Source organism: Pseudomonas sp. B19125, from assembly GCF_044218855.1.
GTDB lineage: Bacteria > Pseudomonadota > Gammaproteobacteria > Pseudomonadales > Pseudomonadaceae > Aquipseudomonas > Aquipseudomonas edaphica.
This window is the reverse complement of sequence record NZ_CP162589.1, coordinates 6,168,350-6,182,500: the sequence shown is the minus strand read 5'-3', so window position 1 is coordinate 6,182,500 and position 14,151 is coordinate 6,168,350. Positions and strand designations below refer to the sequence as shown.

Here is a 14,151-nt window from a genome sequence, read left to right as displayed (position 1 = left end):
CGTCGAGCAGGTACGAAAGTAGGTCTTAGTGATCCGGTGGTTCTGTATGGAAGGGCCATCGCTCAACGGATAAAAGGTACTCCGGGGATAACAGGCTGATACCGCCCAAGAGTTCATATCGACGGCGGTGTTTGGCACCTCGATGTCGGCTCATCACATCCTGGGGCTGAAGCCGGTCCCAAGGGTATGGCTGTTCGCCATTTAAAGTGGTACGCGAGCTGGGTTTAGAACGTCGTGAGACAGTTCGGTCCCTATCTGCCGTGGACGTTTGAGATTTGAGAGGGGCTGCTCCTAGTACGAGAGGACCGGAGTGGACGAACCTCTGGTGTTCCGGTTGTCACGCCAGTGGCATTGCCGGGTAGCTATGTTCGGAATAGATAACCGCTGAAAGCATCTAAGCGGGAAACTAGCCTCAAGATGAGATCTCACTGGAACCTTGAGTTCCCTGAAGGGCCGTCGAAGACTACGACGTTGATAGGTTGGGTGTGTAAGCGCTGTGAGGCGTTGAGCTAACCAATACTAATTGCCCGTGAGGCTTGACCATATAACACCCAAGCAATTTGACTACTCGAAAGAGCATCAGATTGCGGTGTGTGAAGACGAGATGAACCGAAAGTTCGACGCTCACAAAACACCGAAAGCTGTCACATACCCAATTTGCTGAAGCGAAGCCATTTGGCTACGACTCAGTACCCGAATTTCTTGACGACCATAGAGCATTGGAACCACCTGATCCCATCCCGAACTCAGTAGTGAAACGATGCATCGCCGATGGTAGTGTGGGGTTTCCCCATGTGAGAGTAGGTCATCGTCAAGATTAAATTCCGAAACCCCTGATTGCTAACGCAATCAGGGGTTTTGTTTTGGGCGGTCGAAAACCCAAACCGGTCCAAAGCTGCCGACAAATTTGCACAGTTATTTCTGAACCAGACCATTAGAATAGGCACCTAACCTTTTTTAGAGTTCGAGCCCTATCTATGCCCGATCCGGTTGATACCGTCGAGGTGTCGCAGTTACCACTTGAGGATCTGGTGGCATGCCATGAGTGCGACTTGCTGATGCGCAAACCCGCACTCGCCCTCGGTGAAAAAGCCCAATGCCCACGTTGCGGTTACGAGCTTTACGCTCACCGCCACAACGTGGTTGAGCGAAGCCTCGCTTTGGTGCTGGCTGCACTGTTGCTGTACATCCCCGCGAACTTTTTACCCATCATGCAGCTCAATCTTCTCGGGCAGTCTTCGCAGGACACCGTATGGAGCGGCGTGGTAGGTCTGTTCGATACCGGCATGCAAGGTGTCGCAGCCGTGGTGTTCCTGTGCAGCATGGGCATTCCCCTGCTCAAGCTGCTCTGCCAATTGGCGGTGTTGCTCAGTATCCGTTGGAACATCGGCCGCAGTTATGGGCTGTTGCTTTACCGCATTTACCATCACCTGAAGGATTGGGGGATGTTGGAGGTTTACCTGATGGGCGTGCTGGTCGCGATCGTCAAACTCGCGGACATGGCCTCCATCACCATTGGCCTGGGGCTTGTCTGCTTCGTCAGCCTATTAGTGGTTCAAGTACTGCTGGAGGTGGTGATGTCGCCCCACCAGATCTGGCAAGCGCTTTCAGGAGAGGATGATCATGCGGGCGATTGATGCGGGCATTCTGATTTGTACCGAATGCCACGAATTGAACAAGCAAGAGGCGGATACCGATGAGCAGCTGTGCACCCGTTGCGGTGCGCTGATCCATGCGCGTCGCCCCAACAGCCTTGTGCGTACCTGGGCGTTGCTGATCACTGCAGCGATCCTGTATATCCCGGCCAATCTGTTGCCAATCATGACCATCAACTCTCTCGGCCAGGGTGATCCCAGTACGATCATGGCGGGCGTGATTCAGCTGGTGCAGCACGGAATGTTCCCCATCGCTGCGGTGGTGTTTATCGCCAGTATTCTGGTGCCGACGTTCAAGCTGGTGGGCATTGGCTTATTGCTGTTCTCGGTGCAACGTCACCAACCGTTGTCCGCACAACAACGCATTATCATGTACCGCTTTATCGAATTCATTGGCCGCTGGTCCATGCTGGATATCTTCGTGATCGCCATCCTGGTGGCGGTTGTTAACTTTGGGCGACTTGCCAGTGTCGAGGCCAACCTTGGCGCCGCAGCGTTCGCCAGTGTGGTGATCTTGACGATGCTTGCCGCAGTAACTTTTGATCCCCGACTGATTTGGGATAACACGGAGTCGGACGACGACCATGAGTGATTTGCCTAAAGCTAAAACCCGCCCGGCCTCTAACTGGTCGGCCATTTGGGTGCTTCCCCTGATTGCGCTGATCATCGGCGGCTGGCTGGGATGGCGTGCCTATTCCCAACAGGGAATCGAGATCCAGGTGCGCTTTGAAAGTGGCGAGGGCATCCAGGTCAACAAAACCGAAGTGGTCTACAAAGGCATGACGGTGGGGAAGGTCAAAGCCTTGGCCCTGGATGACGAAGGCAGCAATCGCGGGGTGATCGCCACCATCGAGATGAACAAGGACGTCGAGCAATACCTCAAGACCAACACACGCTTCTGGCTGGTAAAGCCCAGCGTCAGCCTGGCCGGTATCACCGGCCTGGAAACCCTGGTCTCGGGTAACTACATTGCCGCCAGCCCTGGCGATGGCGAGCCCACGCGCAAATTCAAGGCGCTCTCCGAAGAGCCGCCGTTATCTGACGCCAAGCCTGGCCTGCACCTGACCCTTAAAGCCGATCGCCTCGGCTCACTGAACCGCGGCAGCCCGGTGTTCTACAAACAGATCCAGGTTGGCCAGGTCAAAAGCTACCTGCTGTCCGAGGACCAGAGCACCGTCGAGATCAAGGTCTACATCGAGCCGACTTACGCCAGCCTGGTGCGCAAACACACGCGTTTCTGGAACGCCAGCGGCATCAGCATCGACGCTAACCTGTCCGGCGTAAAAGTGCGTAGCGAATCGCTGTCCAGCATCGTCGCCGGCGGTATCGCGTTCGCCACCCCTGAAAATCGCAAGGACAGCCCGCCGACCGATCCGAGTCTGCCTTTCCGTCTTTATGAGGATTTCGACGCCGCCGCCGCCGGCATCAAGGTCAAGGTCAAGCTCACCGACTTCGAAGGCCTGCAGGCCGGGCGCACCCCGGTCATGTACAAGGGCATCCAGGTCGGCAGCCTGAAAACCCTGAAGATTGACCCGGACCTTTCCAGCGCCCATGCCGAGCTGACCCTCGACCCGCTCGCCGAAGACTACCTGGTGCAAGACACCCAGTTCTGGGTGGTCAAGCCGTCCATTTCCCTGGCCGGCATCACCGGCCTGGAGGCGTTGGTAAAAGGTAACTACATTGCCATCCGCCCCGGCGACAAAGGCAGCGCACCGCAACGTGAGTACGTCGCCCGCGCCAAGGCGCCCCCACTGGATCTACGCTCCCCCGGCCTGCACATGGTGCTCTTCACCGACAACCTAGGCTCCCTGGATGTGGGCAGCCCGATCCTCTACAAACAGGTCAAGGTCGGTTCGGTGCAGAGCTACCAGTTCTCGCGCAAGAACAAGCAACTGGTGATCGGCGTCCACATCGAGAAGGAATACGAAAACCTGGTCAACGGTTCAACGCGTTTCTGGAACGCCAGCGGCGTCACCTTGACTGGCGGCCTCACCGGCGGCATCCAGGTGAAGAGTGAATCCCTGGCCAGTCTGATGGCTGGCGGTATCGCCTTCGAAACCCCGGAACAGAATGTACCGTTGAAAAAACGTATCCCGCGTTTCCGCCTGTTTGCCGATCGCGACGCGGCCAACCAGCACGGGACCCTGGTGACCATCAAGGTTGATCGCGCCGACGGCCTGCGCCCCGGCACACCCGTACGCTTCAAAGGCCTCGACGTGGGCAAGATCGAGAACGTCGACCTCAGCGCCGACATGCAGTCGGTACTGCTCAGCGCCCGGATCACCCAAGTGGCTGATCGCATCGCGCGCAGCGGCAGCCAGTTCTGGGTGGTCAAGCCTGAGCTGGGCCTGATGAAAACCGCGAACCTGGAGACCCTGGTCACCGGCCAATACATCGAAGTGCAGCCCGCCGTGAAAAACGCCGGGCCGCAAAAGAGCTTCGTCGCGTTGGACAAGCCACCAGAGGCTGTTCACCAGCAAGAAGGCCTGAGCCTGGTCCTCAGCGCCGCACGCCGTGGTTCGTTGAAGGAAGGCGTGCCAGTCACTTACCGTGAAGTCACTGTGGGCAAAGTCACCGGCTACGAATTGGGCCAGACCGCCGACCGGGTGCTGATCCACATTTTGATCGAACCTAAATACGCACCACTGGTGCGCAGTGGCAGCCGCTTCTGGAATAGCAGTGGGTTTGGTTTGGACTTCGGCTTGTTCAAGGGGGCGACGGTGCGCACGGAATCTCTGGAGACGTTGGTGGCCGGTGGTATCGCCTTTGCCACGCCGGATGGCGAGCGCATGGGCAATGCGGCGCGACCGCAGCAGACGTTCCCGTTGTTTGATAAGTTTGAGGATGAGTGGCTGACCTGGGCGCCTAAGATTCCATTGGGCAAGTAGACCGCGGCGCGGCCATCGCGGGCAAGCCCGGCTCCCACATTGGAATGCATAACTCCTGTGGGAGCCGGGCTTGCCCGCGATGAGGCCCCCACCATGACTGCAAAACCCCAGCCCATAAAAAAGGCCGCGATCCAAACAGATCGCGGCCTTTTGCATTTCAGCGTCTCCGATTAAACCTCATCCAACTCCGGCTCATCCGCCTGCACATTCACCGTCGCCTTCACCACATCATGACGACGGATGTACTTCCAGTCCGCCTCATCAATGTAGATACCATTCGGCCCGCTGCCGCCTTCCAGGTCGATCGCCACTTGGGCGGACACCTGCGGCTTCACACTGGCCAAAATCGGCACAAAGCCCAGCTGCAAACTGGTTTCCAGCAACGCCGCCTGGTTCTTCTCATCGATGTCCGCTGCCTCATCGAGGTAGTACGGTAAACGCACGCGCCCGGCCTGGTCACGGTCCATCAAGTGCAGCAACAAGTACATGTTGGTCAGCGCCTTGATGGTCATGGTGGTGCCGTTGGACGCCGCGCCGTCGATGTCGGTGTGAATCACCGGCTGGCCATGCACCTTGGTGATTTCAAATGCCAGCTCGAACAAGTCCTTGAGGCCCAACTGGTTATGGTTGGCGGCCACAAGACGGGCCAGGTATTCCTTGGCCTCTTCGTTCTTGTTGTCCTGCTCGGCGCTCTGGCTCAGATCGAACACCGACAGGGTTTCGCCTTCTTCATACTGACCGGCACTGTGGATGATCTGGTCGATATGCTTGAGGGCTTCCTTGTTCGGCGCCAGCACGATGCGGAAGCTTTGCAGGTTGGACACCTGACGCTTGTTGATCTCGCGGTTGAACAAGGCTAACTGGTGCTCAAGGCTGTCGTAGTCGCTGCGGATATTGCGCAAGGTCCGCGCAATATCGGTGACGGCTGCACGGCGCGCCTTGCCTAGGGTCAGGGCTTCATCGGTGCGGTGCGCATAAGCGTTGATCAGCAATTGCAGACGACGCTCTACGTCATCCTCGCTGTCGAACTTGGCCACGCCCTTGAGGCGCACCTGTGCATACAGCGCCTCAATCTGGCCATCAGCGCGCAGCAAACCTTGCCAGCTGTCCTGATAGTCATTGAGCAATGGCAACAGGTTGTCCATCGAGTCGTCGACCGGGTCCATAAACGGTGTGCCGAACGGCAAGTCGGCCGGCAACAACTGACGGCGGCGCAGGGCGTCATCCAGCGTGCGTTGCTTGGCTTCCATATCGCCGATCTGACGGCCGACCAGTTGCAGCTTGGCCGACAACTGCTGGACACGCTCGGTGAAGGCATCACTGGAGCGCTTCAACTCATCTTGCGCGGCTTCCATCTGCGCCAGGTTTTCGAGCTTCTCGCCTTCTTCCGCGCTCAGGGTTTGCGCGCGACGGAAGTCTTCCAGCGCCTTCTGCGCATCCAGCACTTGCTGGTACAGGGCTTCGGTCTGGGTCTTGCTCGCCGCACGGTCAGAGGCTACGGCCTGCTGCGTCTTGAGCTGCTTGAGTTCTTTTTCCAGGCGCTCTTTCTGGTCGCGCAACGCCGCGCGATCGGCCAGCGCCTGCAAGGCCGGTGGCTCAATATGGGAGATGTCGATCGACAGCCCCGGCACTTCAAATTTTTCACCCTTGAAGCCATCAAGGATCTGCTCCAGGGATTTAACCCACTGGCCATCCTCATCCAGCGTGATGCCATGCTCGCCCAGCGGCAAACTGAACAACGAACTGTTGAACAGGCGCATCAGACGCTCGACGTCCTGTTGTGAGAATTCTTCACGCAGTTTGGCGTAACTGTTGTTGTCGGCATGGTCGAGCTGTTGCTTGACCGACTTCAGGCGTTTCTCCAGGTCACGCAAGCGCTCATCCAGGTCCTCAGCGCTGAACTGACGGGATTGCGCCAGGGCGCCCGCCAATTCATCGTGGGCATCCTTGGCCGCCAGCAGTTGCTGCTCCAGCACCTTGACGTCATCCACCAGCGCAAAGCGATGCTTAAGCACCGACAGCTCGCCCAACCAACGCTGAATGCCACTGATTTCACGCTCCAGGCGCATCAGCTCCTGGGTACCGCCACGCTGATCGTTTTGCAGCGCGTCCTGCTCGTTACGGTAGTGCTCGGCCTGGATGGTCAGCTCTTCCTTGCGCGCACTGGCGTAGTCTGACCAGGTGCCGAGCAACGAATCCAGCAAGGGCGACAGGCGATGCAATTTGCCGCGCAATACATCGCGCAAGCGCACGCCATTGGCGAGCGCTTCAACCAACGGCCCGGCAGCCACCAGCGAGTTGTAGTCCTGCTCCATGCGCCTTACATCACGGAAGGCTTCTTCGCACGCAGCGATGTAGTCCACGCTGCCGGAACGCAGGCTGTGTTCGAACGCATCCAGGAACAATTGCTTGAGCTTGGCCGCGGTGATTTCGCGCATGTGCAGCAGATTGATAAACAGCGCGCGGAAGGTCTTCAGGCTCTGTTCGCTGGTGGAACGCAGCGGAATCAGGGTCAGGTCCAGTGGGATTGACGTGTGGCCACCGACCAGCAAACGGCGCAGTTCATCCGGTTTGAGTTCGTAGGCTTTAAGGCCTTCGCGCTCAAGGTTGGTGAACAGCTCTTTTTGACGCAGGCAGGTGTCGTTCTTCTGGTAGTGGGCCAAGTCCAGCTTGCCGGCATAGGCAAAGAACTGGTGACCGAAACCACCGCCCGGGCCGCGCCCGACCACGCCGATTACGTGCGGGCCGTGGGGCAGCGAGACTTCCACGAGGATGTAGCTGGTGTCGGTGGCAAAGTAGAAGCGCCGCGATTGTTCCAGGGTGTACTTGCCGAAACTCATGTCCGACATACGCGCCAGGATCGGGAACTGCAAGGCGTTGATCGACGCAGATTTACCCAGGTTATTCGCGCCGTACACCGACAACGGTTCCTCCAGCGGGAACAAGCCCAGGCTGTAACCCGCGGTGTTCAATAGGGCGAAGCGGCGGATGCCGTAACGTTCCTTACTCATGCGTCGGTCTCCTGTTCTTCGGCAATGGCGCGGGCCAGGGCGTCTTCTTCGCTTTCTTCTGCGAAGTCGCTGAGGTCCAGCGGGTCATCGGTTTTCAGCAGTTTTTCATCGCTGTCTTCATCGATGATTACCGGCGCCGGCAATGGCAACACACTGTGCACGCTGGCGGCCAGGTCACGGTCCTGCTGCACGGACAGGCACACATCAAGGAAGCGGTGCATCGGCGGCAGGAAGCGATAGATGCCGTTGTCTTCGCTGGCAAAACCCAGTTGGGTCATGCGGCGCATGATCTTTTCTTCGAGCTCTTCCTGGGTCTGCACTTCGGCCTGGATAAACAGGTCGCGGTACTTTTCCAGCAACGACGGCAACTCATCGCGGCCCAGGCTGCCGCCATCGAGCACGGCGACCGGGTCGCGGCCCTGGTCGGCCAAGTGCTCGACGATGATGAAGGTGAACAGCGCGAGACGTTGCGCGGTCTTGTTGACCTGCGCCGCAGCCACGGCAGTGTCCGGCACGAAGTAGTAGAAACCGCGTGTGTCACACACCAGCTCAAAGCCCAGGGCCTTGAACAGTGTGCGGTACTGGTCCTGGAAGTTCGACAGTTGTGCGTACAGCTCCGGGTCGCGGCGGCTGACGTGGTATCCCTTGAACAGCTCGCGAAAGATCGGTGCCAGCTGGGACAGTTCGGATAGATCAAGATGCATAAGGCGTGCTCGCAGAATTCTCGGTGGCATCGGTGCCAGCCGGGAGCAGGGCGAATGAGCGCAGGCTGACCTGGTGCTCGTGTGTGTGGTAATCGCGGCGTTCCAGGCGTTCGCGCTTGAAGCGTTTTTCGCGCGAGAGCCGTGAGAACCAGTACAGCAATTCATCGGTGGCGCCGTCCGGTTCCTGCTCCAGCAGCCAGGTCATCAGGTCCGGCATCGGTAGCGCGTCTTCGCAGCGCTCGAGCATTTCCTTGACCGTGCGCGGCGCACGCTGGGCTTCGCCCTTGTGGGATTTGTGCGCCTTGGGGAAACGCGCCGGTTTCGGCTCGAAATTGGCCAGGGCATACACGTACGCTTCGACCTGGCTGGCACTGCCCAGGAAGGTACTTTGAGGCCGGGTAAACATCGGCATCGCCGCTTGCGGCACCGCGTCCAGGCCTTTACGGCGAATGGCCGACAAGGCCAGCGCCGCGCCACGGGTCACGGCGTTGTGGCGGCGCGCTTCTTCGCGCAGCGGCAGCAGCAGTTCGCGGGCATGGCGCAAGGTGAGCTGGGCGCTGGTTTGCATTTCGAGGATGCGCGCGTGAGTACGCAGCAGCATATCGTCGTCGACCAGATGGCCGAGGCGTTGCTGCTCGGTGAGCATGCGCAGCAGCACATTCTCGACCTTGCGCACGCCTTGCTCGAAGGCGCCGTCGGCGTTCACCAGTTGGATCATGGGTTCGACGTATTCGTCCCAGGTCGCCAGTACCTCGGCGTAACGCTGGCGCAACGGGATTTGCCGGTCGCTGGTCTTGGCGCGGTCGGCCACGGCCGCCAGGGCTTGTTCGTCGTTGGCGAGTTTTTTCAGCACGTCCCGCACACGCATATCCAGCAAGCGCAGTTGGCGGGCCAGGTCGTGGCCATCACGGATGTCAAAGGCGTCCTGGATGTAACCGGCCAGACGCTCAAGGTGGCGCAGGTAGGCTTCGATTTCCAGGCACAGGCCAAGCCGGTGCTCCTTGCGAAGATAGGCGAGGAAGTCGTGGATCTGTGCATTGAGCTCGAAACGGTTCGGGCTCTTGGCGACAGGCACCAGGATATCCAGGCGAATCCACACGTCCAACAGGCTGGTGATGTCCTGTGGCGTGCTGTCCAGTTGTTGGGCCGCCAGTTGTGCGCGCAGCTCGCCCAGGCTCAAGGTGCCTTGGTCGAAGTGTTCGCACAGTGGCTCAAGCAAGGCCCAGTGTTCGGCGAGGGCGCGCAAGACGCGCTTGGGTTCGATCATCGGAATGGCCGGCTGGTTGGCGAATAAAAGTCGCGATTGTACTGCATCAGGCGCGGGATTTATCCACAGCCGGTCAGTGCGCAGTGGGCGATTGTTACCGAACAGCGGTAGAATCCCCGCTCTTTAGTTATCCACAAGTGGCCGAGCTGTGCTTATCGAGTCCCGACGTCGCGCTTACTTGACTGCCATGCAGGTGGTCAACTGGCTGCCCCGCACCGAACTGCCGTTTGCCGCCCCATCGCGGCCCGAGCTGCTGCAGGCGCTTGAGCCTTATGAGGCGTTCGAGGTGTCGGGCGAGGAGGCTGCTGCGCCGGTGGCGGTGGTCAAACCCACGCCAGAGGCTCGCCCCGCTGTCGAACGCGTGAAAGTTGAAGTGCCGCGCCCGTCACCCGTGGCCAAGCCCGTGGCGGCCGAAACGCCAGCGCCGGTGGCCAAGGCAGCAGTGGTGCCACCGCCACGTTTCGCCCTGCAATTACTGCGGGCCGGGCGTTGCCTGCTGTTGGTGGAACTGCCCACCGGCGAACGTTTTCAGACCCGCGACCCGGCCTACATGCTGCTAAAAGACATGCTGCGCGCCGCCGGCCTGCCCGACAGCCCGCAAATCGTCGGCGACCCCGTGCGCTGGCCGCTGCTGGTGCGCGGCAACATGGACCAGGGCCCGGACGCTGCACGGGATTTTGTACAGGGTTTTGTCTCGGCGCGCCTGGAAGACGAACCGTGCGTGTGCCTGTGGCTGATCGGCCTGCCCGCCGTGCGTTTTGCCGGTGAGGCGAATGCCGAAGCCTGGTATCGCGAGCTGCAGGTCGAAGGCCTGGGCTCGGTATGGGCCTTGCCGGGCCTGGAATTATTAATGGAAGAGCCACAGCGTAAGGCTGATGTCTGGCAAGCCATGCGCCGGCTGATGGCGCGCTGGAAAAGTACCGATGAGTGAAGCTTTATCGTTCCGCCCGATGACCGAGGCGGACCTCGACGCCGTACTGAAGATTGAATACGCGGCGTTCAGCCATCCCTGGACCCGTGGGATTTTTCTTGATGGGCTGGGCAAGTACCAGATCTGGCTGATGTTTGAAGGTGAGCAGCAGGTGGGCCACGGTGTGGTGCAGATCATCCTCGATGAAGCGCACTTGCTGAATATCACCGTCAAACCGGAAAACCAGGGCCGTGGCCTGGGGTTGGCGCTGCTGGAACACCTGATGTCGCGCGCTTATGCCGCCAGTGCGCGGGAGTGCTTCCTGGAAGTGCGCGACAGCAATACTGGCGCGTTTCGCTTGTATGAGCGCTACGGCTTCAACGAAATCGGCCGTCGCCGGGATTACTACCCGGCCGTGGGTGGGCGCGAGGATGCCGTCGTAATGGCTTGTACGCTGGTCGACTAAGACATAAACCCGATGTGCAAGCCGGCCCCTGTGGGAGCTGGCTTGCCTGCGATAGCATCACCTCGGTCTGGCTGAAACACCGAGGCGCCTGCATCGCGGGCAAGCCCGGCTCCCACAGGGGAAGTATTCACAGGCTCAACTGTGTTGTGTCAGCGGTTACCGTCTATCGGGTCAATATCCGCCAGTTCCGCCTCGTCCAGGCCATTGCCACCGCCAATCTCGTCCTCATCCACAATGCTCAGGTCATAATCCGCCGGATTATCATCACCTGCCTCACGAGCATCCCGGGCGCCATCCTCATGGATCAGCGTTTCCGGGCTCATGTCATCATCCGTGGGCTCATGATCATCGGTCGAAGCTCCGGTCATGCCGGCTTCACGTACCCGTTCGTCGGGCATCAGGTGTTCGCGCTCGCGGCGCGGCAGCTCATCACCGATTTCTGCGGTCGGCTCTTGCTCGTCAAAATCCAGCTCGCGCATCTCGCCCATGCGGTCTTCGTTGTCATCAATCGGTTCGGGCTGTGTAGCGCCGTAGGGACGTCGTGATTCAGTCATGGCCAATCCTCATACTGTGGGGCTTATAGTGTGTGGACAGGCACGGCGCCCCAAAGATTCAAGCTAATTGCGCCCGGGCGTGACCCGGACGAGCGGTTGTCTGTCACAAAGCTGCGCATCATTCCTGAGGCTTTCCCTGATGAACGAACTACAAGACCTGCTTGATAACAACGAACGCTGGGCGGATGCGATCAAACAGGAAGATCCCGAATTCTTCGCCAAGCTCGCCCGCCAGCAAACCCCGGAATACCTGTGGATCGGCTGCTCCGACGCCCGTGTACCGGCCAACGAAATCGTCGGCATGCTGCCCGGCGACCTGTTTGTGCACCGCAACGTGGCCAACGTGGTGCTGCACACCGACCTCAATTGCCTGTCGGTGATCCAGTACGCGGTGGACGTGCTCAAGGTCAAACACATCCTCGTCACCGGCCACTACGGCTGCGGCGGCGTGCGCGCTTCGATGCAGGACCGCCAGTTCGGCCTGATCGACGGCTGGCTGCGCACTATTCGCGACCTTTATTACGAAAACCGCGAGGTGCTGGCCCAACTGCCCACCGAGGAGGAGCGGGTGGACCGCATGTGCGAGCTGAACGTGATTCAGCAAGTCGCCAACGTCGGCCACACCAGCATTGTGCAAAACGCCTGGCACCGCGGGCAGAGCCTGTCGATTCACGGCTGCATCTACGGCATCAAGGATGGCCGCTGGAAGAGCTTGAACACCACCATCAGTGGCTTCGAGCAACTGCCGCCGCAATATCGCCTGCGCCCACTGGGCGAAGCCTAAGGCCGTTTGCGCAGGCGCCAGTGGGTCATGAACGCCTGGCCTTCGGCGCTCAATGGCTCCTTGGCGCCGGTGATCCAGCCCCGGCAGTTCAGCTCGCCGCATTGGCAAGCGAACTGCCGGAACAGCGCATCTTCGGTGGTGGCGTAATCCATCGTCAGCAAGGTGCCGGGCGCAATGGGTTGCACGGTCCAGACTTCCAGGTACGTGGCATCGAAAAACACGTTCGGATTGCAGGAGTGCAACATCAGGCGGCTGAACCACGGGTCATAGAGGTGGATGCGTGACGAGAGCTGCAAGGTGTGGGCACGTCGTTCGCTCAACGCATAGCCGGACACTCTGGCAATGCGCACGCGGCTGTCAAAGGCGACGCATGCTTTGAGCGCGGCGCCAATGCCATTGGCATCGTGTACGACCTGGAAGTGTTCACTCGACGGGTAACCCTGTTCAACGAGCACCGTTTTGAAGGGGTAAAGGCAGTCACTCACAGCAGTTTTAGCCTTATCCATGGCTTGAGTTTTCATAACTCTCCTGGGCTAGGCTGCATCGACCTGCGATGGGGTCTGACTGCCAGTCTTGCAGCGGATGGGTACCGTTCAAGACTCGCTGAAGTTGTAGGCGATTTCTACTGTCAGATCTGACAGTAGAAACCGGTTATATTTTGTACGATTTACAGCGCAGGGGCTGTAACAGCGGGGATTGGGGCGGCGTCTTTCAGCTGTTTCAGCTGCGCCTTGATGGGCGGGGTGGCGCATTTGGCGTTGGCTTGCTCCGGGGTCAGGTTGCGCACCGAGGTGTAGAACAGCTCGCAGGTCTGCTCCTTGCGCGTGACTTGCCAGGTGTTCATGCAGGCCTTGAGCAACACATTCGGGTCACTGGCGGGTTTCTGGCCCATACCGGCTTGCCAGCAGGCGGCGCTCAAATCTTGCCCCATCACTTTCAAACCGGCCTCATCGGCTTTTTGTTCATTGCCGTCATAGCTGGCCGGATCTGCCGCATACCAGATGTAGCTCGGGTGGTTGGAGCCCAGTACCGACACGGTTTTACCGGCAGTCGGGCTGATCTGCGCCAACCCCAGCACGGCCACGGTCTGGCCGTACTGTTGTTTGATCCAGTTACGCACCGGTGCGCCGAATGCCACCATCGGCAATGAGCCGTTGGCGTGCAGGCTCAGCTCCTTGACCATGCGCGTCTGGTAGTCGGCAAAGTAGCTGTAGACGTTTTCCAGGTCCTTGCCCGCATTGGACGGCGCGGCGATCGGCGCAATATCGATGATGGTCTGGTAGGCCGGTGTTTCCGTGGCCGGGATGCCATTGTCCGTGAGCAAAGTGGCCCAGCGGTCAGTGGTAGCCGATTCCAGGTAATCCTGGGCCTGGGTCAGCGAGTAGTCGGGCGGGAAGTGCAGCAGTTCGATGCTCTTGCGGTTTTCCAGGGCCATGCCCAGCGGCAGGAACAAGTACCAGTTGTAGGCCCACTTGCCGTCGCTGTTAAGTTTGCTGGCGCCCTGGTAGGCCAGGTCGGCGGTGTTGAGCAGCGTGGTCAGGGGCTGGCCATAGTGCTCGGGCACACCGCTGAAGGTAGCTGAAACCTGGCCGTCGTGGGTTTTCACACTGACCTTGGCACGGCTGTACCCATCGCGTTGCAAGCTCTGGTTCAAATAGTGCTCGGCGGTCTGCTCCAGCGTCCATGGCCGAAAGCAGATTACGTTGCAGTTATTGGGGAACGCGAACAGTTGGGTGACGCGTTGCGTGCTGCCCAGTGGTACTTCGATGTCGGCCTGTACGACCGCACTGGCCAGCAGTGCGGCCAGTGTGAAGGACAGCCTGGTCGGTTTAAACATAGTTGGTTCCTTGTCAGCGAAAGCCCGTCTGCGCGGGGTGAAAGCCCACTTGCACACAGTAGCGGTTGACCAGGA

The 14,151-nt window shown here is 59.5% G+C and carries 12 protein-coding genes and 2 rRNA genes (1 of these 14 running past the window's edge); 8 read left to right on the top strand and 6 right to left on the bottom strand.

Annotated features, from left to right (window positions below; all coding sequences use genetic code 11):
* From AB4P96_RS28365 to AB4P96_RS28345, 5 genes are all read left to right on the top strand, one after another.
* A 23S ribosomal RNA gene (locus AB4P96_RS28365) occupies positions 1 to 544 on the top strand (it extends 2,348 nt beyond the left edge of the window).
* A gap of 157 nt (positions 545 to 701) precedes the next feature.
* Positions 702 to 817: ribosomal RNA gene (rrf, locus tag AB4P96_RS28360) — 5S ribosomal RNA — on the top strand.
* 160 nt (positions 818 to 977) lie between these two features.
* Entirely contained in the window at positions 978 to 1,637 is a 660-nt protein-coding gene (locus AB4P96_RS28355) for a paraquat-inducible protein A (RefSeq protein ID WP_017134540.1), read from the top strand.
* The gene (locus AB4P96_RS28350) at positions 1,624 to 2,247 is read left to right on the top strand and encodes a paraquat-inducible protein A (RefSeq protein WP_017134539.1); all 624 of its coding nucleotides are present in this window, start codon (positions 1,624 to 1,626) and stop codon (positions 2,245 to 2,247) included. The genes AB4P96_RS28355 and AB4P96_RS28350 overlap by 14 nt, the downstream gene beginning before the upstream one ends.
* A complete protein-coding gene (locus AB4P96_RS28345; protein ID WP_017134538.1) occupies positions 2,240 to 4,543 on the top strand; it encodes a PqiB family protein in 2,304 nt (767 codons plus the stop codon). Before AB4P96_RS28350 ends, AB4P96_RS28345 begins: the two co-directional genes overlap by 8 nt.
* A 170-nt stretch (positions 4,544 to 4,713) precedes the next feature.
* On the opposite strand, the gene mksF is transcribed toward AB4P96_RS28345, so the two are convergent.
* The 3 genes from mksF to mksB are packed head-to-tail and all read right to left on the bottom strand — an operon-like array spanning position 4,714 to position 9,525.
* Positions 4,714 to 7,554: an Mks condensin complex protein MksF gene (mksF, locus tag AB4P96_RS28340; protein ID WP_056859191.1), complete on the bottom strand. Its 2,841-nt coding sequence runs from the start codon at positions 7,552 to 7,554 to the stop codon at positions 4,714 to 4,716.
* Complete coding sequence (gene mksE / locus AB4P96_RS28335) at positions 7,551 to 8,258, bottom strand: Mks condensin complex protein MksE (protein WP_017134536.1); 708 nt, start codon at positions 8,256 to 8,258, stop codon at positions 7,551 to 7,553. Before mksE ends, mksF begins: the two co-directional genes overlap by 4 nt.
* Positions 8,248 to 9,525 (bottom strand): Mks condensin complex protein MksB, encoded by a 1,278-nt coding sequence (gene mksB / locus AB4P96_RS28330; RefSeq protein ID WP_017134535.1) that lies wholly within the window; start codon positions 9,523 to 9,525, stop codon positions 8,248 to 8,250. The genes mksE and mksB overlap by 11 nt, the downstream gene beginning before the upstream one ends.
* A gap of 187 nt (positions 9,526 to 9,712) precedes the next feature.
* On the opposite strand from mksB, the gene AB4P96_RS28325 reads away from it, so the two are divergent.
* Positions 9,713 to 10,456, top strand: a complete 744-nt coding sequence (locus AB4P96_RS28325; RefSeq protein WP_026013484.1) for a hypothetical protein — start codon at positions 9,713 to 9,715, stop codon at positions 10,454 to 10,456.
* On the top strand, positions 10,449 to 10,901 hold the full coding sequence (gene rimI / locus AB4P96_RS28320) for a ribosomal protein S18-alanine N-acetyltransferase (RefSeq protein ID WP_005784514.1): 453 nt from the start codon (positions 10,449 to 10,451) through the stop codon (positions 10,899 to 10,901). The genes AB4P96_RS28325 and rimI overlap by 8 nt, the downstream gene beginning before the upstream one ends.
* Positions 10,902 to 11,050: 149 nt before the next feature.
* Here rimI and AB4P96_RS28315 read toward each other — a convergent pair whose 3' ends face one another.
* Positions 11,051 to 11,455, bottom strand: a complete 405-nt coding sequence (locus tag AB4P96_RS28315) for a serine kinase/phosphatase (protein WP_395600336.1) — start codon at positions 11,453 to 11,455, stop codon at positions 11,051 to 11,053.
* A 139-nt stretch (positions 11,456 to 11,594) separates the two neighbouring features.
* Here AB4P96_RS28315 and can point away from each other — a divergent pair, with 139 nt between their 5' ends.
* Positions 11,595 to 12,239 (top strand): carbonate dehydratase, encoded by a 645-nt coding sequence (gene can / locus AB4P96_RS28310; protein WP_017134532.1) that lies wholly within the window; start codon positions 11,595 to 11,597, stop codon positions 12,237 to 12,239.
* Here can and AB4P96_RS28305 read toward each other — a convergent pair.
* Together AB4P96_RS28305 and AB4P96_RS28300 are read right to left on the bottom strand one after the other, a co-directional pair.
* On the bottom strand, positions 12,236 to 12,760 hold the full coding sequence (locus AB4P96_RS28305) for an SET domain-containing protein-lysine N-methyltransferase (RefSeq protein ID WP_017134531.1): 525 nt from the start codon (positions 12,758 to 12,760) through the stop codon (positions 12,236 to 12,238). The two genes, can and AB4P96_RS28305, sit on opposite strands and share 4 nt — an antisense overlap.
* Before the next feature lie 146 nt (positions 12,761 to 12,906).
* Positions 12,907 to 14,076, bottom strand: coding sequence for a hypothetical protein (locus tag AB4P96_RS28300; RefSeq protein ID WP_395600335.1), 1,170 nt, complete (start codon positions 14,074 to 14,076; stop codon positions 12,907 to 12,909).
* Between the last annotated feature and the right edge of the window lie 75 nt (positions 14,077 to 14,151).